This window comes from Mojavia sp., assembly GCF_059505145.1.
The window spans coordinates 14,297-38,547 of the sequence record NZ_JCACKA010000099.1 but is presented as its reverse complement, the minus strand read 5'-3'; the positions used below and the strand labels follow the sequence as shown (position 1 = coordinate 38,547).

Here is a 24,251-nt window from a genome sequence, read left to right as displayed (position 1 = left end):
AAGCCCAAAACCTTTAGCTGGCTTGGTTTACAGGCGATTGTCGCCCCTTGAACTGACCAACATAAAAGCAAGAGCGAAAATATCCATTCTCAACTAATCATGAATAGCATTAAGACTTTGTGTCAAACTTTACTTGTTAGCACAGGGCTGTGTTTATTGTCCGTTCCCGGAACTTATGCAGTCGTCTCAGCACAGCCAGCGCGTTTGTTGTCTGCAATCACCAATTACAATGAAGTAAGTGCTTGGGAAGCAACTTATTATTTCACCCTAACAGTACCAGCATCTGCTACTGATTCATTGCAACAAGTAGCTTTGACTCAAATACAAGGTTTAGAAGCTATTAGCTTCAATCCTCAAGAAAGTTTCGCCTTTGAAGGGAATATTGATACTGCTAATTTATCCCGTCGGGGGCAAAAGTTAGGTATTACCCTGGCAAATAGCGAAAATAAATCACGATCTGTCATTGTCACCTTTGATAAACCAGTCGCACCCGGTCAAACAATCACTATTGGCTTGAAACCCCATCGTAATCCTCTTTATGATGGTGTGTACCAATTCCAAGTACAGACTATCTCAACAGGTCAGTCAACATACAACCCAATCATCGGGACAGCTCGTTTACAATTTTATGGTGTTGCTGGCAATGAATAATTAAAAAGATTTTGAATCATGGAAATACATCTTTATTAGCTCCTTGTCGCAATACGGTTCAGTTAAAGCTGAAAGCATTATTGATGATATGGAAATTGGGAGGCTCAACTCGCTGTCCAGTACCTCTGTGGCTTGGTTTTTTTGAGCGAAACTTTGATACAGGTTTTTTCACAACCCTGGGGTTACACCGATGAACCCGCTCAGGTAACAATGTATCCAGAATCTCTATGGTCAACCACTCGAAAAAAGGGGCAAATCTTGAGAGTTAAGACGTTGAAACTTAGGTACAGCACGACGGATAACTCGTAAAGTTCCTGTAAAACTAAGACGTAATGGAGTAACTCCAGCACTGGTTGCAGCTTGAAACATTAATACTCGTACTGTCCAATGTCCCAGCAACCAAGCATATACCTCTTGCACAACCTCTCGTGGTTTTTGGGAACGGACATGAGTTTTTCGCCCCAGAAGATGTATTTTCAACTCATCAATGGTGTTTTCTACTTCCCATCGCTGATGGTATTCCCTCGCCAACAACTCGGCAGGAAATTTCTCATCTAATAAACTAGTAATCAAGCGATATGTCAGTTGTTCAGTAGGATTGTCAGGATGCTCAATTGTATACTCAATGATACGTACAAGTATTGGCTGACTACCTTTTTTTCGTAGCTTTCCTGATGGATAAATCGATGACAAATAAGAGCCGTCTTCTAAGTTTTTTTCGGCAAGGAATTTGACATTGGCTGGTATTCTGCCTAAATAATCGCACCCCTTGGTTACTGTTGCTTGTACCATTGCGTAGGAATGTAATCCTCTATCCCACATCAACAACATTCCTGGTGTGACCGAACGTAATAATCTTAATGCTCGTACTCGCTCTCCAATGCGATACGGACACATCAGTGCATCAAATATTATATGTGTTCCTGCTTCTACTAATATTACTAGTCTAACTTTAGGGAACGCGGCTTTTGTCCCAGGACGACTACCAGGACGACCAAAAACTCTGGCATTTTCATCACTGTCTGGGACATCAAAACAAGTACCATCAATGACTACAATTCGTAGCTCATTTAAAAAGGCGAACATGGTTTCAGTTGTGGCCATTGGTCTTACCAACTGATGAAATAAATCGCTCATCACTCTTGCCCCTAATCGCTGCCGAGCTTGTGTAATAGCTGATTTACACGGCACACGCCAGTATTTACCAACTTTTACCCACGCCTCTGACATCCCATCTATTAGGTTTTTTAGCACATCCCGCATTGAGTCTTTAGACCAAAAACTCATTGCTATTACCAGACTTACCACTAATTGCGCTGGTAGCAATCGCTTGCGCTCCTCTTGAGTTTGGGTATTAGCGATCGCCTGTTCAATGACAAAAGCTGGAATCGCCGTCTCGATTGCTTTAAGTAGGTCAGCACTTTGTATATCAGGACACACCAACGAGAAATCCTTAAGATGCACCACACACAATTTTAAGCTTTGGGAACAATGCTTAATTTACATGATTTTCAGCCTTAACTGAACCGTATTGACCTATACCGAAAACACCTCCCAGCAGAAAAGTGTCCCTGCTATCCGAGTAGAACAGGTGCGCCAGGTAATTGAATTTCTCTCAACTAGTGCAGTCGAGGGCAAGCAAAAGGTTGTGATTATCCACGAAGCAGATATGCTCAACCCTACCGCCGCTAACAAACTTCTCAAGACGCTGGAAGAACCTAAAACTGGAACGTTTATTCTGATATCATCCTATCCTCAAAAGCTATTACCAACTATCAAGAGTAGGTGTCAAATCATACCTTTCCAAAGGTTAACTGATGAGGAGGTTATTTCTGTTCTTAAAAACCAACAGATTGAGGCAACAGAAAAAATACTAGCTATCAGTTCGGGCAGTCCTGGTCAAGCGATCGCCAATATTAAAATGTTAGCTTCCATCTCACAAGAAATCACAAGTCAACTGGAAGTACCTCCTGACGATATCCTCAGGGCACTCAGTTTGAGTAACTCCATCTCAAGCTGGAATCACCAGACGCAGTTATGGTTGCTTACCTACCTGCAATACAACTGGTGGCAGAAATTAAAAAGCACTAAGCTACTAGCTAAATTCACTCAAGCAAGACAGCAATTGCTGCATCACGTTACGCCCAGAAGCGTTTGGGATAGCCTACTTCTGCCATAACAAAACCCACTCATTATCAAAAAGCACTGCCAGTTAGAAGTATTTCTAGCTGGCAGTATTTGTTTACACATAAAAGATATGAACCAGCAACACAGTTTATTCGATGTCGAAGAAACCATCCGCAACAGTAAAAACCAAAAAACCAGCGAAATATTAAACCCTAGCACTAGAAAGATACTTCAGTTACTAACCAGCCAAGGGATTAACAAAGCTGTAACAGCCAGCCTACTCGATCTAGCAGGAGCAAGTCGTGAAATTGTTCAATAATCGCCGGGCCAATTGTCACTCACCAGAACGGCTGGCAACAGTCAATTCCCACTTGGGTAGGAAAAGCGATCGCAGTTGATAGATTAGATGCAGCTTTACAAGAGATAGACAAGGGAGAAGTAGGTAAACTCGCCTCTAGTAGCGAAGTTGTTGCACTGATGATGCCAATTGCTTTTGAAGTGCCGCTATCATCCCAATGGGCAGATGTTTATCTCTGGGCAAGTTATGATGCCCTCGTTAGGCACAGACCTTTCAAGAATTTCAACTACGAAAACCTGTGGGAGAAGATTGGTACAACTCCGGCTTCGTATGACAAAATTCGCTCTGATTATGAAACCCTGGCTGCTGATATCCGTTCTCGTGTAGTCAAACACGCGGCGAAGGAGGGATGGGGTAAGAAGTCTTCAAATAACAACAAATACCCTGTTACAGCAAATTCAACTGAAAGTAATACTAAGATGTCGCAATTGTCACTGTTTTAATAACTAATAAAGAGCGATATCGACAAAAGCATTGTATCGCCAAACCCAGAAATAAAACTTTAAGAGAAACCTGGGCGTAGATGACCAAAAAGATCCCTGGTGTTGGGGGTAAGGTGTGGGGTACACTGTAGTGTTAAGCAACATTCAACGGACGAGTGTGAAACATAGCTCTACTCTTCTTAATTCCCTACACCCAAAAACCAGTAATATCAAAGGTTAGCGCTTTTCAAGCGTGCCATTCAGTTTAGATCACCGTTTAATCGCAACAGATACCATTGATTTTGGGTAGGCTTTGGAATGCTGATTATTTTCCTTCAAGAAAGTCCAGCAGCACAGGATTAACTTGATCGGTATGACCGAAATCTTCGTAATAAATTATCGATGTTTCCAGAGTTTTGTTTACCGACACTAACGTAAGGCATTAGAGTCTCTTTTGTTGTAAATTGGTTTATTGTTTTAAGCTTTCGATTCAGATATTTCTTACATATTGGGACAGGTTGGCATATCATCTCCAACGAGTAGCCTGGCGAGGCTGGGCAATGCCTCACCGTAAGTTGGGTGAATGTGAACCGATTGTTCGAGTACCTGCCATGTTGCTTTAGCTTCTATAAGTGACAAAAAGACATGCACGAGTTCAGCCGTTTCGTACCCAACCAGCGTTGCTCCTAAAATTAAATTTGTGTCGGTGTCGATGACCATGCGGTAGAAGCCTAGATCGTGTCCCCACTCAATGCTACGAGCGATATGAGCCATCGGCAGAGTGACTTCGCGGGCAGTAATGCCCTGTTTGTGAGCCTGCTCTAGCGTCATCCCTACCCGACCCACTTGCGGCTCAGTGTAGACGGCATAGCCTAACACCCGATCATTTCGTGTCCGGTGTTCGCCACACAAAATAGCTTTCAAGCGACGATAGTCTTCCCAAGAAACATGGGTAAAAGCAGGCTGCTTGGCAGCGTCTCCGATCGCATAAATTCCAGGGCAAGTTGTTTGAAACTGATCGTCGATTTTAATAAAACCCTGTGCATCTAATTCAACGCCTGTCACCGCAGAATTTAATGCCCCAGTATTCGGTTTGCGGCCAGTCGCAATCAGCAATGCTTCTCCATCCAGTACTTCACCATTATTCAGCATTAAGCTAAACACACCGTTAGTATAAGCAACCTGCTGAACAGTCACGTTGAAATGCAGTCCAATTCCGTCTTGCTCAAAGGCATCACCAAGCACAGCACTAACATCAGATTCTTCGTGAGCCAGCAAGCGATCGCCCCGTACAATTAATTCGGTCTGACTCCCTAAACGCGCCATTCCTTGCCCTAACTCCAAGGCAACATAGCCTCCACCGACCACGAGCAACCGGGGGGGAATTTGCTGCAAATCAAAGAAATTTCGGTTAGTGAGATAAGGGGTTCCAGCTAAACCAGGAATCTCAGGAATGTTAGAGGATGTTCCTGTGTTGATCACAATGAGCGGAGCCTGCACCGTCACACCGCCTCCGCTTACAGTTCGCTCTCCGATGAAAGTTGCCTCAGCGTGGACAACTCTAACCCCTGCACTCTCTAATCGCCGCTTAGTACCCTGATTAAACTGGCTGCGAATGCCACGTACACGCTCCATCACCGCAGAAAAATCAACTTCAAGGAGCGCGTGTATGCCTAGCTTTGCAGCTTGTCGAGCGCGACCTGCGGCATGGGCAGCAGCTAAAAAGGCTTTAGAAGGAGTACAGCCATAGTTTACGCAACTGCCACCCAACGCATCACGCTCAAATAGAACGACTTTTCGACCTGCTTTGGCAAAGTCAGCCGCAAGTGGAACTCCGCCCTGACCGCTTCCAATCACAATTACATCTGCTGTTTCCATTGTTACTTAATTCTCCTTATCTACTATTTGTCGTGTAAATCAATTAGTCTTGAACTAACGTAGTGACCTGAACGCTGCGCGGATCTACTCAGAGAAGAGCTGAGGCTGTTCCCACCCTGCGAAGTGTCCGCCCTTGTCAGCCTCATGGAAATAGATTAGATGACGATAGGCACGCTGGGCCCAAGTTTGTGGAGTTCGATATACCTCCTCGGGAAATACCGTGATGGCCACCGGGAGCGAGATATCGGTGGTCTTTTGCGCGGCCGCGTTCAAGATGTTGGTGTTGTTCTCCCAGTACAGCCGAGCTGACGAGACCGCGCTGTTCGTCAGCCAGTACAGTGTGATGTTGTCCAGCACCTCATCTTTCGTCGGGGACTTTTCGCTGTACGTCCACTGCGCGAAGCCTGGATGCCCGAGCATCCACGCAGCGAGTCCGATCGGCGAGTCCGTCAGTCCATACCCGACTGTCTGCGGTCGCGTACCCATCACCGCAGCGTAAGCCCGTTTGTTCTTTAACGCGTCTAGTGAGTTGAATGCCGCGCGTTCCTTCTCGGAGAGTCCCGTCGGCGCAGGCCCGCCGCCGGCGAGTACCGTGGCCACCTCTGGCGGTATCGTCGCCGGCAAGTTGATGTGGATGCCGAGTAATCCTGTTGGTGCCTGGCGCGCCATCGCACTAGAGATGGGAGACCCCCAATCGCCGCCCTGGGCAACGTAGCGGGTGTAGTCAAGGCGCTTCATCAGCTCCGCCCAGGCTCGCGCGATGCGGTCGGAGTCCCAACCGGTGTCCGTCGGCTTGCCGGAGAAGCCGTAGCCAGGAATCGACGGGATAACTAGGTCGAAGGCATCCTCTGGGCGACCCCCGTAGGCCGTCGGGTCGGTCAGTGGGCTGATAATCTTTAGCTGTTCAAATACCGAGCCAGGCCATCCGTGCGTGACGAGCAACGGCAAAGCGTTAGGATTTTTGGAGCGGACGTGGATAAAGTGAATGTCCAATCCGTCGATGTTCGTTACAAACTGCGGTAAAGCATTCAGCTTCGCCTCGGCTTTGCGCCAGTCGTACTTCGTTCCCCAGTAACGGACAAGTTCCTCCATTGTCGCCAGTTGCACGCCCTGCGACTGGTCAGCAACAGTCTCCTTGTCAGGCCACCGGGTCGCTGCAATGCGTTTGCGGAGATCGACGATCACCTCTTGCGGGAAGTGGACGCGGAAGGGACGGATGGCTTTGTCTTCGGTCGAGATCGCCTTGCCCGTAACCTGGGTTTGTGCGCCGGTCTGGCCGAATTGCTGTGCAAGCAAGCGAGCGGGCAGTGCCAGAAACACCGTTGCCGCCAAGAGCGCGGCGAGGAGTCGTGACAGGACGAAGGTACCCGCGGTGTGGGCTTTGGTTTTGTAATGTACTTTTTTCAGTTTGGTCATGGTGTTTTCTCTTTGCTGCAAATTGTCGGTTTCACAACTTAGGCTAAACCCAGTCAGTAACCGTCAACTTCGACGACAGCTTTGGCAAACTCTCGCGGTGCTTCCTGAGGTAGGTTGTGTCCGATGCCGCCGTTGATGACCCGGTGTGCGTATTTGCCTGAGAATTTCCTTGCGTAGGTACTGGCATCTGGATGCGGCGCACCGTTGGCATCACCTTCAAGAGTGATGGTGGGTACGGCGATTTCAGGGGCTGCGGCGAGCCGCTTCTCAATCTCGTCATACTTCGACTCACCTTTGGCGAGTCCCAGCCGCCAGCGATAGTTATGGATGACAATTTGGACGTGATCTGGATTTTTAAAGGATGCGGCACTACGCTCAAACGTCGCATCATTGAAGTGCCATTGCGGCGAAGCAAGCTGCCAGATGAGCTTGTTAAAGTCATGCCGATATTTTTCGTAGCCCGCGCGCCCGCGCTCCGTCGCAAAATAAAATTGATACCACCATTCGAGTTCGGCCTGCGGCGGTAGTGGTGTCTTGTTGGCTTCAGGGCTGCCGATCAGATAGCCGCTCACCGAGACAAGTGCCTTGCACCGTTCAGGCCAGAGTGCCGCGATAATGTTGGCTGTTCGCGCTCCCCAATCAAACCCGCCGATGATCGCCTTCTCGATCCTGAGCGCATCCATTAACGCGATGATATCGACTGCGATCGCTGACTGCTGCCCATTCCGGAATGTCTCGCTTGAAAGAAAGCGCGTTGTGCCATAGCCGCGCAGATACGGAATGATCGCGCGATACCCCGCCGATGCCAACAAAGGGGCAACATTAACATAGCTGTAAATGTCGTAGGGCCAGCCGTGTAGGAGGATTACTGGACGGCCATTCGCAGAACCCGCTTCAGCGTATCCAACATTCAGCACACCAGCATCGATCTGCTTGAGTGAGCCAAATGATGTGTTTGTCCCCGACTTCATCCTGGACAGAACGGCTGGTTTTGTTTGGCTTGATTGGGCGATCGCAGAACCAAATTGGCCTAGCTGTGTAGCAGCAACGGTCATGGCCGCAGTGCCAATGAAGCGGCGGCGGGCATGGTTGATTTCTTCGGACATATTCTCTGCCTCTTTTGAGAAGACACTGATGGCTTCCAGTGTGAGATTAACTGGTATGCCTCCTTGAGTGTGATAGCTTTGCGCCTAGTCCTGTTCACCGATCGTTTGGGCGTAGGTTTTGCCGTATGGGTAGAAGAGGCCTTTGTGGCCTTCCTGCCACGCCGCTTTCAATTCGGGCGTTGTGATGTCCCAGTCCGGTCGGCATTTCCTGAGAATGGCGCGCAGATCCTGGCGGAGTTCTTCGAGAGTGGGTCGCCCGAAAAACCAGTAGCCCATGTAGATTTTATAAATGACCAGACCCGTTTCGAGGACGATCGTGTAGGGGATCATGGGATTGTGGAGCGGGTCTGTGTATTCGGCAATGTCGAGGTCTTTTTGGATTTTGCGTCCCGCGTCGGAGAGGAAGGGCCAGTGGGCACCGACACCACTGCGATATTCATTCGTCTCGGTGATGTTGTCGGTGCTAATTGTGACCAGTCGGCAATATGCAACCTCAAGCTCACGATGGAGTTGAACCAGCCCCTCAGCCTGTCGGCGATCCTTGGGGCAGTACCCTCCACGGCTGAGGACGAGAATCATCGGATGTTGACCTTGCAGATCGGAGAGCTTCCGGCGTTTCGCGGTGTGGTCGGGCAGTTCGTAGTCGGGGAAGACCGCCCCTGGAACAATGTCAGATCGCATTTGAAAACTCCTTTCTTGTTGAAATTGACAACCCCAGCATGAGGAACCGACAAAGCCTCAAAGCGTGGCTTTACTGCGTGTGAATTCATCAGCGTGCAATTTTACAAAGTCGTACAAGCTCATTGGTGTCTTGCCGGTGAGCTTGTACAGGTCATCCGTCATGCGGTCATACCGCCCCTGCGCGTGAAGTTCAGCCATCACCGCGACGTGGTTGACGAGGTGCGTCGGCACCCCAAACTTACGAAGCGTATCAACCCACTCGGAGAGCGGCACATTACGATAGCGGATCTTTCGACCGAGTGCCTCGGAAAAGACGCGGGCGTAGTGTTCCAAATCGGCTGACTCAAATCCGGTGAGATTGTAAACATGACCAATGTGCGAGGTAGGGTCGTCGAGGAGCGCGGAAACAGCGTGCGCCACATCCACAGCCGAAATAGGCGAGGTCTTGCCGTTACCTAGCGGCAGTGCCAGTTCATCGCTGTCCCGGATGCCAGCAGCAGCCAGACGCAGGAAGAAGCCCTCAAGGAAGACTGTTGGCCGCACTGTGACGACAGGCAGACCCGACCACGCTAATGCCTGTTCTGCAAGCCAGTGCAGCTTGTGCTGTGGACTCGGGGTAGTTTCGGTGATGCTCATCTGCGTCACTGTCATCTGCGACATATTCACGAAGGCTTCAACCCCGTGGTGGCGCGCCACCGCAGCAGTGTTAACTGTGGCTTCGAGATAAGCCGCCGAGACCGACATTCCAAAATAGATGCGCGCAACCCCTGCGATCGCGCGGTGCATTGAGGCAAGGTCGGTCAGATCGCCCTGCACAACCTCGGCTCCAAGCTGGCGTAGGCTCTCAGCGCGTTCATCCTCTCGCCTAACTAAGGCGCGCACCTTATGCCCCTTGGTGAGCAGCATTGCGGTGAGGTTGCGGCCGATCGCACCGAGATCACCTGCCGCTCCGGTCACGAGAATTGGGCTGTCATGTGAAGATTTTATCGTCATATCATTTACCTTCTTGTCGCTCGTTGCGAAGACGTATCTGTTTGCGTTATCAACCGAACGTGAACGCGAAAGCTTCCACCCCGGAATCTAGAAACTCGATCTCGAACTGTCGATCGCTGATGGGCTTCGGCTGTCGGATCAGTTGGTATAACCGCTGTTCGGTAGCTGTGCCTTCGCCTTGCCCATCAACGTCAAGCCCACGAACCGCAACTGCTGGCTGCCCGTCTACAAGTACGCGAAACCGCACGGACGTTCCTGGCTCGACCGGCCCCATGACGAGATGAAGGTCGCGGGCGTGGAAGCGGTACGCGATCCGCCCGCCGGACTTGTTCAGTACAATGGCTTGTCTTCCGATTGTCCAATCGCCCGAAAGCACCCATTGATTAAGTTTCAATTGCGTGGGGGTGGTATATAAATGAGGCTTGTTTAACACCGCGCCCCCAGGAGACGCAAAATTCTCCGTTCTTTCGTAGCCAAGGTAGTTTTCAGGCGATCTCAGGCTGTTCCAATCGGCAGCAGCCTCAAAACCGCGAGCATCGACTTCGACTATTTCCTGACCGACACGGCCAGTTCCAGACTCAGACAGTAGTTGTTGAATTACCTTTTCCGATTGCTCATACTCGCCCTCGCCGAATTGGTGATGACGAATGCGTCCTTGCGTGTCTACAAAATAAAGGGCCGGCCAATAACGGTTTCCGAAAGCACGCCACACCGCATAATCGTTATCTACGGCGATCGGATAGTCAATTTTCATTTCTGTTGAGGCTCGGCGGACATTATCGATATTCTTCTCGAATTCAAACTCCGGCGTATGTATACCAATTACTACTAGGCCCTGATCCTTATACTTCTCGGCCCACGCGCGAACATAAGGAAGTTGGCGCAGCCAATTGATGCAGGTATAAGTCCAGAAGTTGATCAGCACGACTTTTCCACGCAGTCCGTCAACCGTTAATGGCTTTGAATTAAGCCACGCGATCGCGCCGACAAGAGAAGGCAGTTCGCCTTCAATCGGTAACTTAGTCATTGCTGATGTAGCATGTTGTGTAGTGCAGCCGATTATGCCAAGCTGAGTGGCAGCAATAGTTGTAAGCATGGTTGTTAGGAAGTAGCGGCGATTATGATTGATTTTTTTGGACATATGCTGACCTTCCTGTAGTTGCGTTCCGATAGGTACGGTGGCATTAGAGAACTTCGACGGTTCTCTCCTCATCAACGACCGCGCGCGAGACATCAGACTTGGGGTGTGCGATGCGCTCATGGGCAGGCGATGTGGGCGTCCGATCGATCAGCAAACTGAGCAGTTCAGGGCGGCTGTAATGACCCCGTGCGTCCATGAGCCGCTTGCGGGCATCGATCTGGGCAAAGTCAAGCTCGGCAATCACTTCGCCTTCGCCCGCTTTGAGCGGCTCACCGATGATCCGGCCGTCGGGACTCACGATGGCCGTGAAGCAGCCACCCGAAATCGGCTCGATCGCACAACCCGTATCCTGCATAATCTGAGCTTGCTGATCGGCATCCAGCCACGCGGTCGCACAGACGACAAAGCAAGCGGATTCAAGGGCGTGCTGGCGGACGTTAATTTCCGCTTGCTCTGCGAACATCTGGCCGGCGAATGATCCCGGATACATCGCCGAGTGGATTTGCTCACCATCGGCGATCAGGGCGTAACGCGCCAAAGGATTGTTATGCTCCCAGCAGGCAAGTTGTCCGATGCGCCCAACGGCACTATTGATGGCACGCAGACCCGACCCGTCACCCTGGCCCCAGAGTATCCGCTCGTTATAAGTCGGCGTAAGCTTGCGGCGGCGCTGGATCAGCGTACCGTCTGCGTCGAAGAGAAGTTGCGTATTGTAGATCGAGCCGCCGTCGCGCTCATTAACGCCGAGCGAAACGACCATGTTTGCTTTCTTCGCGGCTTCAGCGATCGCCTGGGTTTCAGCAGACGGCACCGTAACCGACTCTTCAAGCAACCGCAGATGTTCCTTTGCCAACGCGAACGGGGCTAGCACATAGGAGAAGTAGGGGTAATAGGGAATGATGGTTTCGGGGAAAGTGGCGAACTGGACGCTTTGTTGACCCAGCTCACGAATCTTCTTCACGACCTTTTCCACGGTACCTTGCCGACTGTACAGCACGGGGCTGATCTGCACGGCAGCAGCTTTAACGATCGTACTCACGGTGTCTTCCTCTCTCATGCTGAGACTAGTTTCATCGGTACCAATACCTCTGGCGGGCGACTCGATCTACGCTGGCAGCAACGGTCTCTCCCACCAGTGCTTGGGGTTCAATTGCCTGTTGCGCCGAAGCTCGAAGCAGTCTTGGATGCTCTTCTGCTCCGTCGGGCCATAGAAGCTCCATTAGTGCGCGTGCGCGCGCTTGTAGTTAGGTACAGTGAACGTCAGCGTCACCACCTGTCCGGGGAAGACTTTGTGATTAGGGTCAACCAACTCGATCTTCACCTTGTGTTGACCGGGCGGCAGTCCGGCTATGTCGATTGTGTTGGTGTCACTCGCATCCGCCCACCACCAGGGCAGGTCATCGACGGTTATGTGCAGATGCCCGACCCGTGGAGATATCTGGATGGCACCGGCCCCAAACACGGGTACGATGCGCAAGTTCTCTACTCGGTACTGGGCCCAGAAGATCCCCTGGGCCAACCCCTCAGGGATCGGGGGATCTACGATCAGCTTAGGTGCGGGTTCGTTCTTGATCGGGAGATACGGTGAAGCACCGCGAATGTCCCTCGCACTCCGGGTAAAGGGGCGGGTTGCGTTTGGGTCAGTGGACTGTACGGTTCCGGGTTGAGTTGTGGCAGTTTCCTTTGGTTGTGTTTGGCTCGATTGGGCGATCGCAGAACCGAATCGACCTAGCTGTGTAGCAGCAATGCTCATGGCTGCAATGCCCAAAAAACGGCGGCGTAGTGGATTGATTTTTTCAGACATTGATCTTGCTCCAATTGGGTTTAACTGAGGTTACGGATTGTCTGTCCACATGACTCAGTTGTAATGGTGGGGCGAGTTGTGGGTTTGAGTTCCGTCGCTCGCCCCATCGCTCAATGCAGCGAGGAAAAGGCGATCAATTATTTGGAAAGAACTTGCAAGACCTCATCCATGTAACGGTCAGCAGCGGCGGCGGCCTCTTCTGGGCTACTGCCATTTTGACGCGCACTCAGGTAGGGCGCGTACCAGTCCCACCAGTTATGCTCGCCGTGAGTCTTCTCGTAATGGTCGTGGCGCTCTGCCGTCTCGTGGAGAAGGGTTGCAACCTTTGCAATGTCTGCTTGTGGAGAATCCCACAGGCGACCAGGAAACCGCGTTGTGATTTCCTGGAGCAGCCAAATGTTTCCGTCCGGATCCTCAAACGAGGCAAATGAGAAGTAGGAACGACCTTCCGGGTCGCGTCCGCTGACGCGCGGGTTCTCCACGGCGTTGTTGAAGGGCCCACCAGCGTAGTGGAATATCTCGCTGACGTTGACACCACGAGCGAGCAAGTCTTCGCGGGCAGCGTCGAGGTCGTCAACGGCAAGGACTAGGTTTTGCACCGAGCCAGAATTGGCTGGAGTGACTCCCTTGCCGAAGATGATCGAGGCATCCGAGTTGGGTGGTGTCACATGCACGTTGCGGTAGCCGCCCTCCGCGATGTCAATATCGAGTCGCCAGCCGAGATTCTGGTAGAATGCTTTCGTGCGCTCAACGTCGGAAACGGTGAACACCACAACTTCGAGCTTCATGTTTGGACGGTTTACGTGATTGCTACTCATATTTTTTCTCCTTTGAATTGTGAGCTTGCTGCTCACCTCGATTAATTTCATTCTTCTGCAATTGCCCCATTCACACCACTCAAGTTCTCCCAGTTAACACGCGACTTAGATGTGTCTGCCAATCAAAAGAGCAGTGATTTTATAGCGCGCCTGAGACTGTTTTTACACTGGTTTGCAGTTGGTGTTCGAGATGTAAAATTTCTGCTGCCCGCTCCCCGATGATCACGCAGGGAGCCATCGTGTTAGCGGTCGTTATTCGCGGCATAATCGAGCCATCAGCAATCCGGAGATTGTCGATACCATACACTCTCAGGTTGCTATCCACCACCGACATAGAATCTCGGCCCATCTTCGCGGTGCAGGTTTCGTGCCAGAAACTTGTCGCCGCATCTCGAATAAAGCGTTCGAGTTCGGCCCCTTTCAAATTACCTGGCATCACTTCGCGCTTGGCGAACGGACGAAGTGGAGCGGAGTTACCTATTTCGCGGCAGAGTTCTACGCAGGCGATCGCGGTTTTGAGATCGTCCGGATCAGACAGCGTGTTTGCATCAATCAGAATTGGGTCGGATGGATCGGCTCCCGTCAGGCGCAGACGGCCTCGGCTTTTGGGGTGCGAGAGTGCCCCAAATAACGTCCAGCCTGCACCAGGCAGCCCAAACCGGATGGCATTCTCAGCAGTGGTTTTTGGCACCTCGGCCTGACAGATAAATAAATCTGGACTGTTCAACCCAGACTGGCTGGTGGCGAAAAAGATGGCCTCGGAGAAGTTGTTTCTGGGTTCGAGAGCGGTTTCATATTCCCAGACACAATCAAAGGCAACGTGGTCTTGAAAATTTTGCCCCACACCAGGAAGGTGCTGCACGACCGGAATTCCCAAGCGCTGCAACTCAGCCTCATCACCGATACCGGACTGCATCAGCACTTTCGGCGTATGGATTGCACCAAGCGACAGCACGACTTCGACTGCCGCACCGATGCGGTAGATCGCGTCACGATAAGCAATCTCCACGCCAGTGACTCGCTTGCCCTGGAACGTTAGCCGTGTAACCAGTGCCTGACTGAGAACCGTCAGGTTTGGCCGATCCATATAAGGGTAGACGTAGGAGCGGAATATCGATTGGCGCTTGCCATTGCGGACTCGCACATCGCTGATAGCAGCACCCTTTGCCGCTTCCATCATGCGTCCATTCGGATTTTCAAAAGTAGGAATACCCACCACCCGCGCTGCTTCGACCGTTGCAGGTGCGATCGGGTTTGGATTTGGCGCGGGTTGGACAAATACAGGCCCTCCCGTTCCGCGATACATTGGGTCTGGCACACCATGCCAATCTTCCAGGCGGCGATAAATCTGCAAGATGGATTCATAACTCCAGGCAGGATCGTTGGCAACGGATGCGAAAAAATCCCAATCCTGCTGGTGTCCACGGGCCCAAACCATGATGTTGATGCTCGATCCGCCGCCCAGTACCTTGCCCATAGAGAACGGAATCGAACGACCGTTCACATGTGGATTCGGCTGACCCTGGAAGCTCCAGTCCCGCTCGCTTCCCAGGTTCATCGGCCATTGATTCGCTTCTATGACACTTGGCACATCATCACTGCCTCCAGCTTCAATCAGCAGAACGCTGACATCCGGATTTTCTGCCAGTCTGCGAGCAACCACCGAGCCAGAAGATCCAGATCCGCAAACAATAAAATCGTACTGGTGCCTTAGCTGGGAGGTGAGCTGGCTCTGGTTACTGCGGACACGCTCGACGAAAATGTCGTGGCTATCATTGCCACGTTGATAGTTGTCATGTTCATCCTCAAAGGACTCGTTCTCAAAATTGGTCTTCATTGTGTCTACCTCGCTTTCAAAATTGAATTAACTCAGGTTGCTTCTTGTCCGTTTCCCCCGCTTTAGGGGAACTTGAAGTTATACCTGCACCGTAGAATCATGTGGAGGGTAATCTTCTTTTGGTTGATGGGTTTGCTGTTCAGATTGGTTACTTTTCTTCTGCGATCGCCCCATCCACACCACTCAAGTTCGTTGAGTTAAACCGCAACTTAGATGTCTGTCTTTCTGGACTTTCAGCATTCAAGTGAATTTAACTTCCGTGTACCAAGAGGTAGGATGAATTGAACTGTTACCTCTCATCCATCTAATTCCAATTCCTTCCTGGAATTAGTTAGCTAGCCGCTAGTAATTCCTAGTAATTCACTGATGCCTCTTAAAGTTACTGAATTAAGCGAAGATTAATCGCTTGTAAGAAAAACTCCGATTGGGAAGAGCTCGTTTGCTGCCTATAAGAAGCTGAATCACCTTCTACAAACGTCGCGTGAAGCCAATCAAAAAAAAAGGAAAAGTTGACTTAACCCTAACGTAGAAGAATTTGTTTATGATCGTGCTTGAGCCAAGATAGGCTTCCCTATGGATACAGCCTGTTCGATAATATCAGCGGCTCGATTAACCCCACCAGCTTGGCGAATGGCTTTTTGTAGCCTAATTGCATTCTGTTTGTAAGACTCTTGGGTCAGCACCCGTTGTATGGCACTTCGCAGACTAGGAACACTCAAACGCGATAGGGGAACGAATTCTCCTGCTCCTGTCCAAGAGATACGTGCTGCAATTCCAAGTTGGTCATTGGCAATGGGAATCGCTACCATCGGCACCCCATTAGTTAGGCATTCTAGAGCGGTATTCATGCCTGCATGAGTGATGGTAAGCGTTGCTTTTTCGAGCAGATCTAGTTGAGGTGCATAGCCGACAACCAAGGGATTTCCCGGCAGCCCTTGCAAGGATTCTGGGCTACTGGAACCTCCCAGAGAAATCACCAACTGAGCATCTAACCCAACACATGCCTCTGCGATAGACTGGAAAACTTTTTGCTGACGATTTTGCAGGGTTCCCATAGAAGCGTAAATTAGCGGTTGCCCAGTCAACTTTTCATAGGGAAATTCGACAGGTCCCCGCCCGCTTGAGTCATGGTACGGCCCTGTGAAATGGAAGTAATCGGGCAAGGTTTGGCGCGGGAATTCAAACTCAGCAGGCTGTTGACTGATAGTCGCCAGTGGGGAAAATCGCTCGTTACTGCTAGAGTGCAGAGGTAACTTCCACTGTCGGCGATACTGTTCATTCACTTCCTCGATCGGTTCTACGATGCGACTAAATACAAGGTTAGTCGCTCGATTGCGTAAACGCGCCCACCAGGCTGGGTTATAGCTCCAGGTTGTAAAAAAAGGTGGGATGGTGTCGTCTGGATTATCGATCAAAGCATTGCATACCTCAATCCACGGTATGTTCAGAAATTCTGCAAGAGTCCCTCTCACTGGTATGACTTGATCTACCAGTATTGCTTCTACACCAGCCTCCTTAATCACTGATGGGGCATCCCGAAGTAATGCAGCATTCAACTGTTGCTGAAAATGACGAAAGGCGTAACGTAATGCGGCAAGTCCGCTCAGTTCCCCCAGTTGTGCAATCAATCTTGGTATTGCCCCCAAAGGATACTCAGATTCGGCGATTGCCCGAAATTCCAATCCTGCTGCTAGTGTCATAGCTTGGGCATCGAGAACTCCGATAAAGGTGATGCGATGACCACGCCGTTGCAGTTCACGGCCTAATGCAAACATTGGGTTGAGGTGACCCGTTACCGCCGGACAGATAATAGCAAAATGAGTCATATAGCTTTAAACCAGTTGTCTTCATTTGCAAGCGGTTATTCAGAGATAGAGTTTGGTTTGAACTCTTAACTTTTTACTTGAGTTGTAAAGAAGCAGTTACGGCAATAAATTCTTTTATCATCTTTTCGATCAGCTCACCTGCCGGGAGAGCTTCGGTTAATGCTGCTCCCTGCCCTGCCCACATACTGACAAAATCTGGATTTGATTGTTGAGCAGAAGTCTGATACAAAACCCGTCCTATAGATATCTGAGCCGGGAAGGGTAGCACCTTATCCCTGTTATTTTCCATTTCACGGATAAATCTATTTCGGATTGCTCTTGCGGGTTTGCCGGAAAATACTTCAGTAATCGCCGTGTCTTCGTCCTTAGACTTGAGTACCGCCTGCCGATAAACTTCTGGGATATTGTTCTCAGGGCAAGCGAGAAAGGCGGTTCCCATCTGTACCCCGCTTGCCCCAAGTGCAAATGCAGCAACAATTCCACGAGCGTCCATGATTCCGCCCGCCGCAACGACCGGAACCGATACCGCATCAGCTATTTGCGGCACTAACGCTGCTGTTCCAATCAATCCGTGTTCATAAGGCACAGCAAAAGTACCACGATGACCTCCGGCTTCAAAGCCCTGGGCGATGATGACATCCACTCCTGCTTCGACGAGAGCTTTTGCTTCACCGACGGTCGTCGCGGTTGCTAATACAACTGAGCCTATAGCGTGTATCTCCCGAATTGCCTCAATTGGCGCAGGCCCAAAGTGGAAACTAAAAACAGGTACTTTCTCCTCAAGCAGGACAGTAAATTGCTCCTGGAATGGCCCTAGTATTGATATTGGTTCGGGAACAGGCCCTGCATCAAGTTCGTTATGCCATATTGTTAATAACTCGGACATTGCTGCTTGCTGCTCAGGCGTAAGTTGATACGCTTCAACTGCTGGTGCAAACAAATTAACTCCAAAGGGTTGGTCTGTCAGCTCTCGAATTTGCCTGATAACGGAGCGAAGTTTGGCTGGTGGGGTGGCCGCACCACCATACGAGCCAAGGCCTCCTGCATTAGAAACAGCCGCAACTAACTCAGGTGTGGAAGCACCAACCATCGGAGCCTGAATTATCGGATGCATGATCTTGAGCAAATCTATCAGTTCTGTTTTAGGCCACATAAATATCTCCCACGCTTGCTAATAGAAGCAAGATAGGCTATTACGCCTACAAATTGCACTATTGAAATTGTGAATAAAAGACTCAAACCTTCCCCTCTGCTCCCTGGTTGGTGAATCTCGACTTCGCTCGATTACCGCAACTTGTACTGAGGTCGTCGAAGTAGTCAATCAAGTTCCGTAACTCACCCCACCGCTCATTTCACCGAGGAAAAGGCGGTCGGTGCCAGCAACTCGTTGCGGATGTTCTGCACAAGTGGGCCGTCCTTCTCAGTTTCGGCCTTAGTCGCGATCCATTCAGGATCGGCGAGGAATGCACTCCAGTACTCCTCACGTTCAGCTAGGCTGTCCCAGGCCAGCAGGTAGGTGAGCTGGTTACTCTCGCTCTCGCCAATTAGCGTTGTCCAGAATCCAGCCTGGCGGATGCCATGCTTCTCCCAAATCCGCAGCGTGTGGTTCTCGAAACGCGCGAGCAGCGCGGGTAGTCGTCCGGGCATGGCGTGATAAATGCGTAATTCGTAAATCATGCCTGTGTTCCTTTGTCAGAAGGGTGTGCGATCACGCAATCTTGTGTGGGAGGGTCAGAGTCATTTCCTGGGCGCAAGGCGGGATCAATGCCCCGCACTCTGACCACCATCGACGTGAAGGATTTCGCCCGTCACAAAGTTGGCTGATTCGAGGTAAAGAACCGCATCGACGACATCGGATATCTCGCCCATATGGCCGATCGGGTGCAGGGCATCGAGTTGTGCATGGGTCTCAGGGGGATGCATTGGTGTCTTGATGGTACCCAGCGCAACGGCATTCACCCGGATACCGCGCTTGGCATACTCGATCGCCAGCGATTTAGTTGCAGCATTTAGTCCGCCCTTTGTCAGCGACGCGAGTACAGAGGGTACGCCAGCGATCGGGTTGTCAACCAGGCTCGTCGAAATCTGCACAACATGACCACTGCCCTGCTTCTCCATCTGGGCGATCGCGAGTTGCGTCATGTGAAAGAAGCCAGTCACGTTAGTACCCAAATATACCTCGTAGTCAGCCTCGGTGTACTCGGTGAACGGCTTGGCGATGAAGATACCAGCGTTGTTGATGAGGGTGTCGATGCGATCGAAGTGGGACATACCTTTGGAGACTACAAACTCAGCAGTTTTTCGATCCGCGATGTCACCTGGCACTGTGAGAATTGCATCATCATTCGATGGCTCAATTGAGCGCGAGGTTGCAATGACCCGGTAGTTGCGATCGCGGTACGCCTTAACAAGAGCTGCGCCGATGCCCTGCGATGCACCGGTAATAATAGCGACTTTCTGTTCAGTAGCCATGATAAAACTCCTTTGGAAATACTGTATGAATGTATGAATTTTACAAGTCAGGCAATGGTCTAAGCTGCGATGCGTTGGTCATGGTCGGTACTGGTAGCGACTGGCAACCATGCTTCGATTTCCTGTGCCATTTTCGCGGTGTTGTTCTGGTACATTGCGATTGTGTCCTTGCCAACAGGCAAATGCACTGGCGGATGTTCTGTATTGGCTAATTGAAGAATCACCTGGGCAAATTTTTTCGGATCGCCGGGCTGGTTCCCGTGTAGCGCATCGGCTCCACTCCGCATCGGCCCTACTGTTGCCTGGTAATCGGCGATGATGGTTTTAGCGGCGGTATATGATTCAGTGCTTAGAAAGTCGGTACTAAAAAGACCGGGAGCCACTACTGTGACGTGGATGCCGAGCGGTGCCAGTTCGACCGCTAACCCTTTCGACAGACCTTCGACTGCAAACTTAGTAGATCCATATAATCCCCAGCCTGGAATTGCATCGTAGCCAAACAAAGACGAGATATTGATCACCCGCCCGGACTTTTGCTGGCGCAGGTAGGGCAACACGGCACGAGTGACGTTGAGTAAACCAAATACGTTGGTGTCATACTGTTTGCGAACTTCGGCATCCGTGATTTCTTCGATCGCACCGACCATGCCAAACCCGGCATTATTGACTAAGACATCGAGCCGACCGAAACGGGCAATGCCTTGCGTGACAGCCGCTTGTACCTGATTTTCCTGGGTGACATCCATCTGCACAACGTACAGATCTGGGTGGTTGTCCAGGGTAGCGGTGAGTTGTGCAGGCTCTTGGCGAACCGTTGCTACTACTTGGTCGCCTGCTGCTAGGGCTGCTCTGGCAATTTCTAACCCAAAGCCTCTGGAGGCTCCGGTAATAAACCATACTTTCTGCGTTTTCATCTTGTTCTCCTTTAGATTGGTGAAGCTTGCTGCCCACCTCGATTAACTTCATTGTTCTGCGATCGCTTAATTTAGACCACTCAAGTTAGTTGAGTTAAAACGCGACTTAATTATTCGGGTTGGCGGAAATTACCAGGAACTGAGCCAGTCCTTGAAACGGGTCGAACCAATGCGCGAGTTGCCCTGATAATTTAAAGAACAGGGTTGTTGAGTTTTGAGCCATCCGCAGTGAGTTGTGAAAACACGAGAACTTACCCTCGATTGAATGCGTAGGTCTTTGCGAATATTTTGCTCCTAGCTCAATTTCCTGCCAGTTTGGTGTGTTGGTGGCGGCACAGGCGACAAGTACGATGCACCTCTAATTGAATAGAATAGTGAGATGTGCGAAGCTCGTAGGCAATCAAAACCATTCCCCCAAATAAAACGGCAACTCCACCAAGAAAGACTATCAGTGCCATTTGTGATAGCCAACTGATATTAGTGGCGACTGCTATGGCAATGACCAGCATATCTAGCATAAAGACTAGGATGGAAGTATAAGTAAGAACTAGGGCATCATGCACGAAATGATGGCGCCTCAAAAGATCCCTTAGCAGGGATTCAAGTTCTTGTACCCTCTGAGCTTTGTCCCGATTGTGAGCCAGATCGGACTCCTGCAAGTCGCTCAGTTCTTGGTTGACGGTACGTAGGCGATCGCCGAGGGAACCGTACCGGATAATCAAGCCATTTACCACGATGGCACAAGTCGTAATCGTGACGACAGGCGCAATGATCAGGTCAATTGTCTTTGTCACTTCCTCAATTGACGACATAATGCCACGCTCCCTTAGATAAGGCGTTAACCATATCTCTATTTGATTTCGGCGGGGTCAAATTCGGTGACTCTTCCCGGACGGGCAGCCAGAAAGACATCGTAGGAAGTACAATAGGCGATCGTGACATCATTGGCTTTGTTGTAAAGATGAACCACGGTATTCGCTCCTCCGGGTTGAAGACCAATTGGTTCCAGGTCGCCAAAAAAGAGACGACGAATGGTATCACCACTGCCCAATTCATCTCTTAATTTCCGTAATAGAGCTAGTTTTCCTTCCAGGGTTGGAGGAGTTGGATCGGCTGGATTCGCTACTTGAGTCATAATGTTTGTTCTCCAATATTGTTGAAATTACTGGTGAAACTTTTTCATACCCAGAGGCAGACAATTTGCGATGAAACCTTGCTGCTCAGGCAGGTGGCAGTTTGACTTTTAACTAAGAGCCACGGTGGTGTCAACCACCCATTCCAAAGGTCGGGGCTGAAAATTCAGTTCGCGTTTGGCTTTGGCATTCGATGCACCTCGCATCTGAATTTGGTAGTAAACAATGTCTGCACCACCCTCCATTTTCAAAGCATCCTCAACCGATACTCGTGGCGGTGGGGGAGCATTCAGCGAGCGCGCAAACGCAGGGAGCCAGTCGCGCACTGCTAAAGGCTGATCATCAACAATCAGATAAACCCCTGGATTACCCTGCTCTACTGCTGCAACGGTGGCGATCGCTGCGTCCTCAATATGTATCCACGACCAGATACCATCACCATTGCCCACAATGGGAAATTGTTGCTGCCGCACCTGTTGCGCTACATCACCATCCGGGTTGAACCAAGTGCCGGGGCCGTAGAAGAAACCATAGCGTAAAGCGATTCCTTCCAGATCAGGCGTTTGGAGTAACCGACGTTCAGTCTCAATGACGAGGCGAGCATCTGTGGCAACGGCGGGAGAAGCATCAACTGATAACGGTGTTTCCTCATCTGCCAATCCAGCACCAGGGATTCCCCAGAAAGCCATCGACTGTTTCAGGAAACGGCGCACCCCTGCTGCCTTTGCTGCCGCCAGCACATTGCCACCGCCTTCCGACCGAATCTGCATATTTAGAGCCTCTGTCGCATTCATGGATTCGCGAGTGTAAGTTTTGGGTAGAGCGGTGAGTTGTTCAATCACGACTTCCGGTTGAGCGTGGGCGATCGCTGCTTTAACTGCATCTGCGTCGAATACATCTGCGATCGCAGGTTCGATTCCCTGTGCCGCTAATGACTGTGCTCTTTCTGGAGAGCGGGTCATCGCTACTACGTTGTGTCCTCTAGCAAGTAATTGGTCGAGTAGCGGGCGACCGATCGCTCCTGTTGCTCCGGCAACAAAAATCTTCATTTGTGACTCCTCCAAAACTTGTTGGCTAGTACGGCACTACATTGCGTTGATAGAGGAGGAGGGGATAATACTAGCTCCTCTACTTCTCCACCCATTTCCCTGTCATAATCTCTGTCGTGAACTTCGTTTCTGTCCTTAAGCAATCGATGTCCTGTTACCGTCCGGGCTTCCGCACCCTGATCTCTTGAAGCACCCAACCGTTGCCGTCTGGATCGCTGAACGAGGCATAGGAGGCATAGTCGCGACGTTCCGGATCGGGGCCTGGTAGCCGTCCCTCGGTTCCGGCATGGGGGAAGATCCCGCCGATGTCGTGGAATATCTCACTCACCTCGACCCCCCGATCAACCAGTTCGGCGCGGGCTGCTTCAATGTCGTAAACGATGAGGTACAGACCTTGAACTGAACCCGGTGCGGCTGACGAAATTCCTTTACCGAAAATGATCGAGGCTTCCGATCCAGGAGGAGTCAATTGCACCACCCGGAAGTTTTCATCGGTGACAAAGTCGGCATCCAGCCGCCATCCCAACGTTTTATAGAAGTCCTTGGATCGATCGACATCGGCAACGGGTAATACCACAAGTTCGAGTTTCATGGTTTGACTGGTTACTTGATTGCTGGTCATTTTGTTCTCCTTTAGGTTGGTGGGTTTGATATTCAGATTGGTTACTTTTTATTCTTGGGCGATCGCCTTTGGCGGGTCGGGCGCTCCAGCCCAAACTTCGTTTGGGCTACCTCCAATCTTCGATTGGAGGGACTCACGAAGTGAGTCGAGCGCAATCCGACCATCGCTCAATTTAGACTACTCAAGTTCTCCCAGTTAAAACGTGATTTAATCGTTCGGCATTGGAAGAAAGCAGTAGGAAAACCTTTGTTGGGATAAACATCAAGAACGTTAGTTAATTGCCGCCACAATGGTTACTATCAATTGCTCAATAGTCCAACGCTCGCGATAACGAATCTCATTAACAAACAAAGCTGGTGCAGCTTTTACCCCACTTCGATATCCACCTTGAATGTCTGCAATGATGCGATCGACATAAACTCCTTTGGATAAGTCTTGCAAAAATCGAGGAATGTCAAGTCCCAGACGATTCGCATATTCCACAAGGTATCCGTTCTCTAACGCTTGTTGATGGATAAAGAGCATCTCATGCATCTGCCAAAATTGACCTTGCATTGCTGCTGCTTCCGCTGCTTCTGCTGCCCGTTGAGCATGAGGATGAATCTGTTTCTGGGGAAAATGACGAAAGATAAAACATACATCCTTCTTTGCGAAAGAAAGACTTAACTGCTGTTGAGCGGCTTTAATCAACCGATAGGCGTTTGCACTTTGAAAACATTCATAATCTCCATACATGATAAGTACAACATTGGCACTTAGCACACCTTGAATGTGATCTTGAATTAAAGGCGGGACAAACAAGGAATGATGCTCGCGATCGTCAGCCATCTTTCAGACCTGTCAAGCAAACTTAAACCCTGCAACTAAATTGCTGTTAGCGTTTGCATGAACTAAATATAGGTAATTGACTCCTACATGTCATCCCCTGAAAGTCCATAATTTTGCACAACATAAGGATGGACGAAGTAATCCATCAAAAGCAGTAGCTTGACTCCGACTAAAG

Annotated in this window: 27 protein-coding genes; 4 read left to right on the top strand and 23 right to left on the bottom strand. The window is 50.3% G+C overall.

Annotation, left to right across the window (positions count from 1 at the left end; genetic code table 11):
- The first annotated feature begins 99 nt into the window (after positions 1-99).
- The gene (locus tag AC5JL8_RS28080) at positions 100-651 is read left to right on the top strand and encodes a DUF2808 domain-containing protein (RefSeq protein WP_495882966.1); all 552 of its coding nucleotides are present in this window, start codon (positions 100-102) and stop codon (positions 649-651) included.
- Positions 652-882: 231 nt separating this feature from the next.
- On the opposite strand, the gene AC5JL8_RS28075 is transcribed toward AC5JL8_RS28080, so the two are convergent.
- A complete protein-coding gene (locus tag AC5JL8_RS28075) occupies positions 883-2,025 on the bottom strand; it encodes an IS4 family transposase (RefSeq protein WP_495882967.1) in 1,143 nt (380 codons plus the stop codon).
- Between the two features lie 157 nt (positions 2,026-2,182).
- On the opposite strand from AC5JL8_RS28075, the gene AC5JL8_RS28070 reads away from it, so the two are divergent.
- The 3 genes from AC5JL8_RS28070 to AC5JL8_RS28060 all read left to right on the top strand — a co-directional run bounded on the left by AC5JL8_RS28070 (position 2,183) and on the right by AC5JL8_RS28060 (position 3,579).
- Positions 2,183-2,830 carry a DNA polymerase III delta subunit-related protein gene (locus AC5JL8_RS28070; protein ID WP_495882965.1) on the top strand — a complete coding sequence of 216 codons (648 nt, stop codon included), beginning with the start codon at positions 2,183-2,185 and terminating at the stop codon, positions 2,828-2,830.
- 78 nt (positions 2,831-2,908) lie between these two features.
- Positions 2,909-3,097 carry a hypothetical protein gene (locus AC5JL8_RS28065; RefSeq protein WP_495882964.1) on the top strand — a complete coding sequence of 63 codons (189 nt, stop codon included), beginning with the start codon at positions 2,909-2,911 and terminating at the stop codon, positions 3,095-3,097.
- 158 nt (positions 3,098-3,255) lie between these two features.
- Positions 3,256-3,579: a hypothetical protein gene (locus tag AC5JL8_RS28060; protein WP_495882963.1), complete on the top strand. Its 324-nt coding sequence runs from the start codon at positions 3,256-3,258 to the stop codon at positions 3,577-3,579.
- A 480-nt stretch (positions 3,580-4,059) separates the two neighbouring features.
- On the opposite strand, the gene AC5JL8_RS28055 is transcribed toward AC5JL8_RS28060, so the two are convergent.
- From AC5JL8_RS28055 to AC5JL8_RS27950, 22 genes are all read right to left on the bottom strand, one after another.
- Positions 4,060-5,436 (bottom strand): dihydrolipoyl dehydrogenase family protein, encoded by a 1,377-nt coding sequence (locus tag AC5JL8_RS28055; protein WP_495882962.1) that lies wholly within the window; start codon positions 5,434-5,436, stop codon positions 4,060-4,062.
- 84 nt (positions 5,437-5,520) lie between these two features.
- Positions 5,521-6,852, bottom strand: coding sequence for an epoxide hydrolase family protein (locus AC5JL8_RS28050; protein ID WP_495882961.1), 1,332 nt, complete (start codon positions 6,850-6,852; stop codon positions 5,521-5,523).
- A gap of 53 nt (positions 6,853-6,905) precedes the next feature.
- Entirely contained in the window at positions 6,906-7,958 is a 1,053-nt protein-coding gene (locus tag AC5JL8_RS28045) for an alpha/beta fold hydrolase (protein WP_495882960.1), read from the bottom strand.
- 84 nt (positions 7,959-8,042) lie between these two features.
- Positions 8,043-8,639 (bottom strand): redoxin domain-containing protein, encoded by a 597-nt coding sequence (locus tag AC5JL8_RS28040; protein ID WP_495882959.1) that lies wholly within the window; start codon positions 8,637-8,639, stop codon positions 8,043-8,045.
- Positions 8,640-8,696: 57 nt separating this feature from the next.
- The gene (locus AC5JL8_RS28035; protein ID WP_495882958.1) at positions 8,697-9,632 is read right to left on the bottom strand and encodes an SDR family NAD(P)-dependent oxidoreductase; all 936 of its coding nucleotides are present in this window, start codon (positions 9,630-9,632) and stop codon (positions 8,697-8,699) included.
- Between the two features lie 49 nt (positions 9,633-9,681).
- Positions 9,682-10,773 carry a thioredoxin family protein gene (locus AC5JL8_RS28030; protein ID WP_495882957.1) on the bottom strand — a complete coding sequence of 364 codons (1,092 nt, stop codon included), beginning with the start codon at positions 10,771-10,773 and terminating at the stop codon, positions 9,682-9,684.
- Between the two features lie 43 nt (positions 10,774-10,816).
- Complete coding sequence (locus AC5JL8_RS28025) at positions 10,817-11,812, bottom strand: nitrilase-related carbon-nitrogen hydrolase (RefSeq protein WP_495882956.1); 996 nt, start codon at positions 11,810-11,812, stop codon at positions 10,817-10,819.
- A 31-nt stretch (positions 11,813-11,843) separates the two neighbouring features.
- Positions 11,844-11,993 carry a hypothetical protein gene (locus AC5JL8_RS28020; protein ID WP_495882955.1) on the bottom strand — a complete coding sequence of 50 codons (150 nt, stop codon included), beginning with the start codon at positions 11,991-11,993 and terminating at the stop codon, positions 11,844-11,846.
- Positions 11,993-12,577, bottom strand: a complete 585-nt coding sequence (locus AC5JL8_RS28015; RefSeq protein WP_495882954.1) for a DUF6130 family protein — start codon at positions 12,575-12,577, stop codon at positions 11,993-11,995. The genes AC5JL8_RS28020 and AC5JL8_RS28015 overlap by 1 nt, the downstream gene beginning before the upstream one ends.
- A 137-nt stretch (positions 12,578-12,714) precedes the next feature.
- Positions 12,715-13,446 (bottom strand): VOC family protein, encoded by a 732-nt coding sequence (locus tag AC5JL8_RS28010; protein WP_495882953.1) that lies wholly within the window; start codon positions 13,444-13,446, stop codon positions 12,715-12,717.
- A gap of 88 nt (positions 13,447-13,534) precedes the next feature.
- Entirely contained in the window at positions 13,535-15,232 is a 1,698-nt protein-coding gene (locus AC5JL8_RS28005; RefSeq protein WP_495882952.1) for a GMC family oxidoreductase, read from the bottom strand.
- Positions 15,233-15,771: 539 nt separating this feature from the next.
- The gene (locus tag AC5JL8_RS28000; protein WP_495882951.1) at positions 15,772-17,058 is read right to left on the bottom strand and encodes a nucleotide disphospho-sugar-binding domain-containing protein; all 1,287 of its coding nucleotides are present in this window, start codon (positions 17,056-17,058) and stop codon (positions 15,772-15,774) included.
- Positions 17,059-17,131: 73 nt separating this feature from the next.
- Positions 17,132-18,211: an NAD(P)H-dependent flavin oxidoreductase gene (locus AC5JL8_RS27995; protein WP_495882950.1), complete on the bottom strand. Its 1,080-nt coding sequence runs from the start codon at positions 18,209-18,211 to the stop codon at positions 17,132-17,134.
- A gap of 194 nt (positions 18,212-18,405) precedes the next feature.
- The gene (locus tag AC5JL8_RS27990; protein ID WP_495882949.1) at positions 18,406-18,735 is read right to left on the bottom strand and encodes an NIPSNAP family protein; all 330 of its coding nucleotides are present in this window, start codon (positions 18,733-18,735) and stop codon (positions 18,406-18,408) included.
- 84 nt (positions 18,736-18,819) lie between these two features.
- A complete protein-coding gene (locus tag AC5JL8_RS27985) occupies positions 18,820-19,530 on the bottom strand; it encodes an SDR family NAD(P)-dependent oxidoreductase (protein WP_495882948.1) in 711 nt (236 codons plus the stop codon).
- 59 nt (positions 19,531-19,589) lie between these two features.
- Positions 19,590-20,444 carry an oxidoreductase gene (locus AC5JL8_RS27980; RefSeq protein ID WP_495882947.1) on the bottom strand — a complete coding sequence of 285 codons (855 nt, stop codon included), beginning with the start codon at positions 20,442-20,444 and terminating at the stop codon, positions 19,590-19,592.
- Positions 20,445-20,743: 299 nt separating this feature from the next.
- On the bottom strand, positions 20,744-21,256 hold the full coding sequence (locus AC5JL8_RS27975) for a DUF2721 domain-containing protein (RefSeq protein ID WP_495882946.1): 513 nt from the start codon (positions 21,254-21,256) through the stop codon (positions 20,744-20,746).
- Between the two features lie 38 nt (positions 21,257-21,294).
- Positions 21,295-21,579 (bottom strand): hypothetical protein, encoded by a 285-nt coding sequence (locus tag AC5JL8_RS27970; protein ID WP_495882945.1) that lies wholly within the window; start codon positions 21,577-21,579, stop codon positions 21,295-21,297.
- A gap of 108 nt (positions 21,580-21,687) precedes the next feature.
- Positions 21,688-22,626, bottom strand: a complete 939-nt coding sequence (locus AC5JL8_RS27965) for an NAD-dependent epimerase/dehydratase family protein (protein ID WP_495882944.1) — start codon at positions 22,624-22,626, stop codon at positions 21,688-21,690.
- 154 nt (positions 22,627-22,780) lie between these two features.
- Positions 22,781-23,248 (bottom strand): VOC family protein, encoded by a 468-nt coding sequence (locus AC5JL8_RS27960; protein ID WP_495882943.1) that lies wholly within the window; start codon positions 23,246-23,248, stop codon positions 22,781-22,783.
- A gap of 48 nt (positions 23,249-23,296) precedes the next feature.
- Positions 23,297-23,419 carry a hypothetical protein gene (locus AC5JL8_RS27955; protein WP_495882942.1) on the bottom strand — a complete coding sequence of 41 codons (123 nt, stop codon included), beginning with the start codon at positions 23,417-23,419 and terminating at the stop codon, positions 23,297-23,299.
- Positions 23,420-23,518: 99 nt separating this feature from the next.
- The gene (locus AC5JL8_RS27950) at positions 23,519-24,076 is read right to left on the bottom strand and encodes a DsbA family protein (RefSeq protein WP_495882941.1); all 558 of its coding nucleotides are present in this window, start codon (positions 24,074-24,076) and stop codon (positions 23,519-23,521) included.
- Positions 24,077-24,251: the final 175 nt, after the last annotated feature.

Bases quoted from the DNA above. Each gene is read 5' to 3' on its own strand.
- AC5JL8_RS28080 (WP_495882966.1), top strand. From the start codon at position 100: ATGAATAGCATTAAGACTTTGTGTCAAACTTTACTTGTTAGCACAGGG.
- AC5JL8_RS28065 (WP_495882964.1), top strand. From the start codon at position 2,909: ATGAACCAGCAACACAGTTTATTCGATGTCGAAGAAACCATCCGCAAC.
- AC5JL8_RS28060 (WP_495882963.1), top strand. From the start codon at position 3,256: ATGATGCCAATTGCTTTTGAAGTGCCGCTATCATCCCAATGGGCAGAT.
- AC5JL8_RS28055 (WP_495882962.1), bottom strand. From the start codon at position 5,436: ATGGAAACAGCAGATGTAATTGTGATTGGAAGCGGTCAGGGCGGAGTT.
- AC5JL8_RS28050 (WP_495882961.1), bottom strand. From the start codon at position 6,852: ATGACCAAACTGAAAAAAGTACATTACAAAACCAAAGCCCACACCGCG.
- AC5JL8_RS28045 (WP_495882960.1), bottom strand. From the start codon at position 7,958: ATGTCCGAAGAAATCAACCATGCCCGCCGCCGCTTCATTGGCACTGCG.
- AC5JL8_RS28040 (WP_495882959.1), bottom strand. From the start codon at position 8,639: ATGCGATCTGACATTGTTCCAGGGGCGGTCTTCCCCGACTACGAACTG.
- AC5JL8_RS28035 (WP_495882958.1), bottom strand. From the start codon at position 9,632: ATGACGATAAAATCTTCACATGACAGCCCAATTCTCGTGACCGGAGCG.
- AC5JL8_RS28030 (WP_495882957.1), bottom strand. From the start codon at position 10,773: ATGTCCAAAAAAATCAATCATAATCGCCGCTACTTCCTAACAACCATG.
- AC5JL8_RS28020 (WP_495882955.1), bottom strand. From the start codon at position 11,993: ATGGAGCTTCTATGGCCCGACGGAGCAGAAGAGCATCCAAGACTGCTT.
- AC5JL8_RS28015 (WP_495882954.1), bottom strand. From the start codon at position 12,577: ATGTCTGAAAAAATCAATCCACTACGCCGCCGTTTTTTGGGCATTGCA.
- AC5JL8_RS28010 (WP_495882953.1), bottom strand. From the start codon at position 13,446: ATGAAATTAATCGAGGTGAGCAGCAAGCTCACAATTCAAAGGAGAAAA.
- AC5JL8_RS28005 (WP_495882952.1), bottom strand. From the start codon at position 15,232: ATGAAGACCAATTTTGAGAACGAGTCCTTTGAGGATGAACATGACAAC.
- AC5JL8_RS28000 (WP_495882951.1), bottom strand. From the start codon at position 17,058: ATGACTCATTTTGCTATTATCTGTCCGGCGGTAACGGGTCACCTCAAC.
- AC5JL8_RS27995 (WP_495882950.1), bottom strand. From the start codon at position 18,211: ATGTGGCCTAAAACAGAACTGATAGATTTGCTCAAGATCATGCATCCG.
- AC5JL8_RS27990 (WP_495882949.1), bottom strand. From the start codon at position 18,735: ATGATTTACGAATTACGCATTTATCACGCCATGCCCGGACGACTACCC.
- AC5JL8_RS27985 (WP_495882948.1), bottom strand. From the start codon at position 19,530: ATGGCTACTGAACAGAAAGTCGCTATTATTACCGGTGCATCGCAGGGC.
- AC5JL8_RS27980 (WP_495882947.1), bottom strand. From the start codon at position 20,444: ATGAAAACGCAGAAAGTATGGTTTATTACCGGAGCCTCCAGAGGCTTT.
- AC5JL8_RS27975 (WP_495882946.1), bottom strand. From the start codon at position 21,256: ATGTCGTCAATTGAGGAAGTGACAAAGACAATTGACCTGATCATTGCG.
- AC5JL8_RS27970 (WP_495882945.1), bottom strand. From the start codon at position 21,579: ATGACTCAAGTAGCGAATCCAGCCGATCCAACTCCTCCAACCCTGGAA.
- AC5JL8_RS27965 (WP_495882944.1), bottom strand. From the start codon at position 22,626: ATGAAGATTTTTGTTGCCGGAGCAACAGGAGCGATCGGTCGCCCGCTA.
- AC5JL8_RS27960 (WP_495882943.1), bottom strand. From the start codon at position 23,248: ATGACCAGCAATCAAGTAACCAGTCAAACCATGAAACTCGAACTTGTG.
- AC5JL8_RS27950 (WP_495882941.1), bottom strand. From the start codon at position 24,076: ATGGCTGACGATCGCGAGCATCATTCCTTGTTTGTCCCGCCTTTAATT.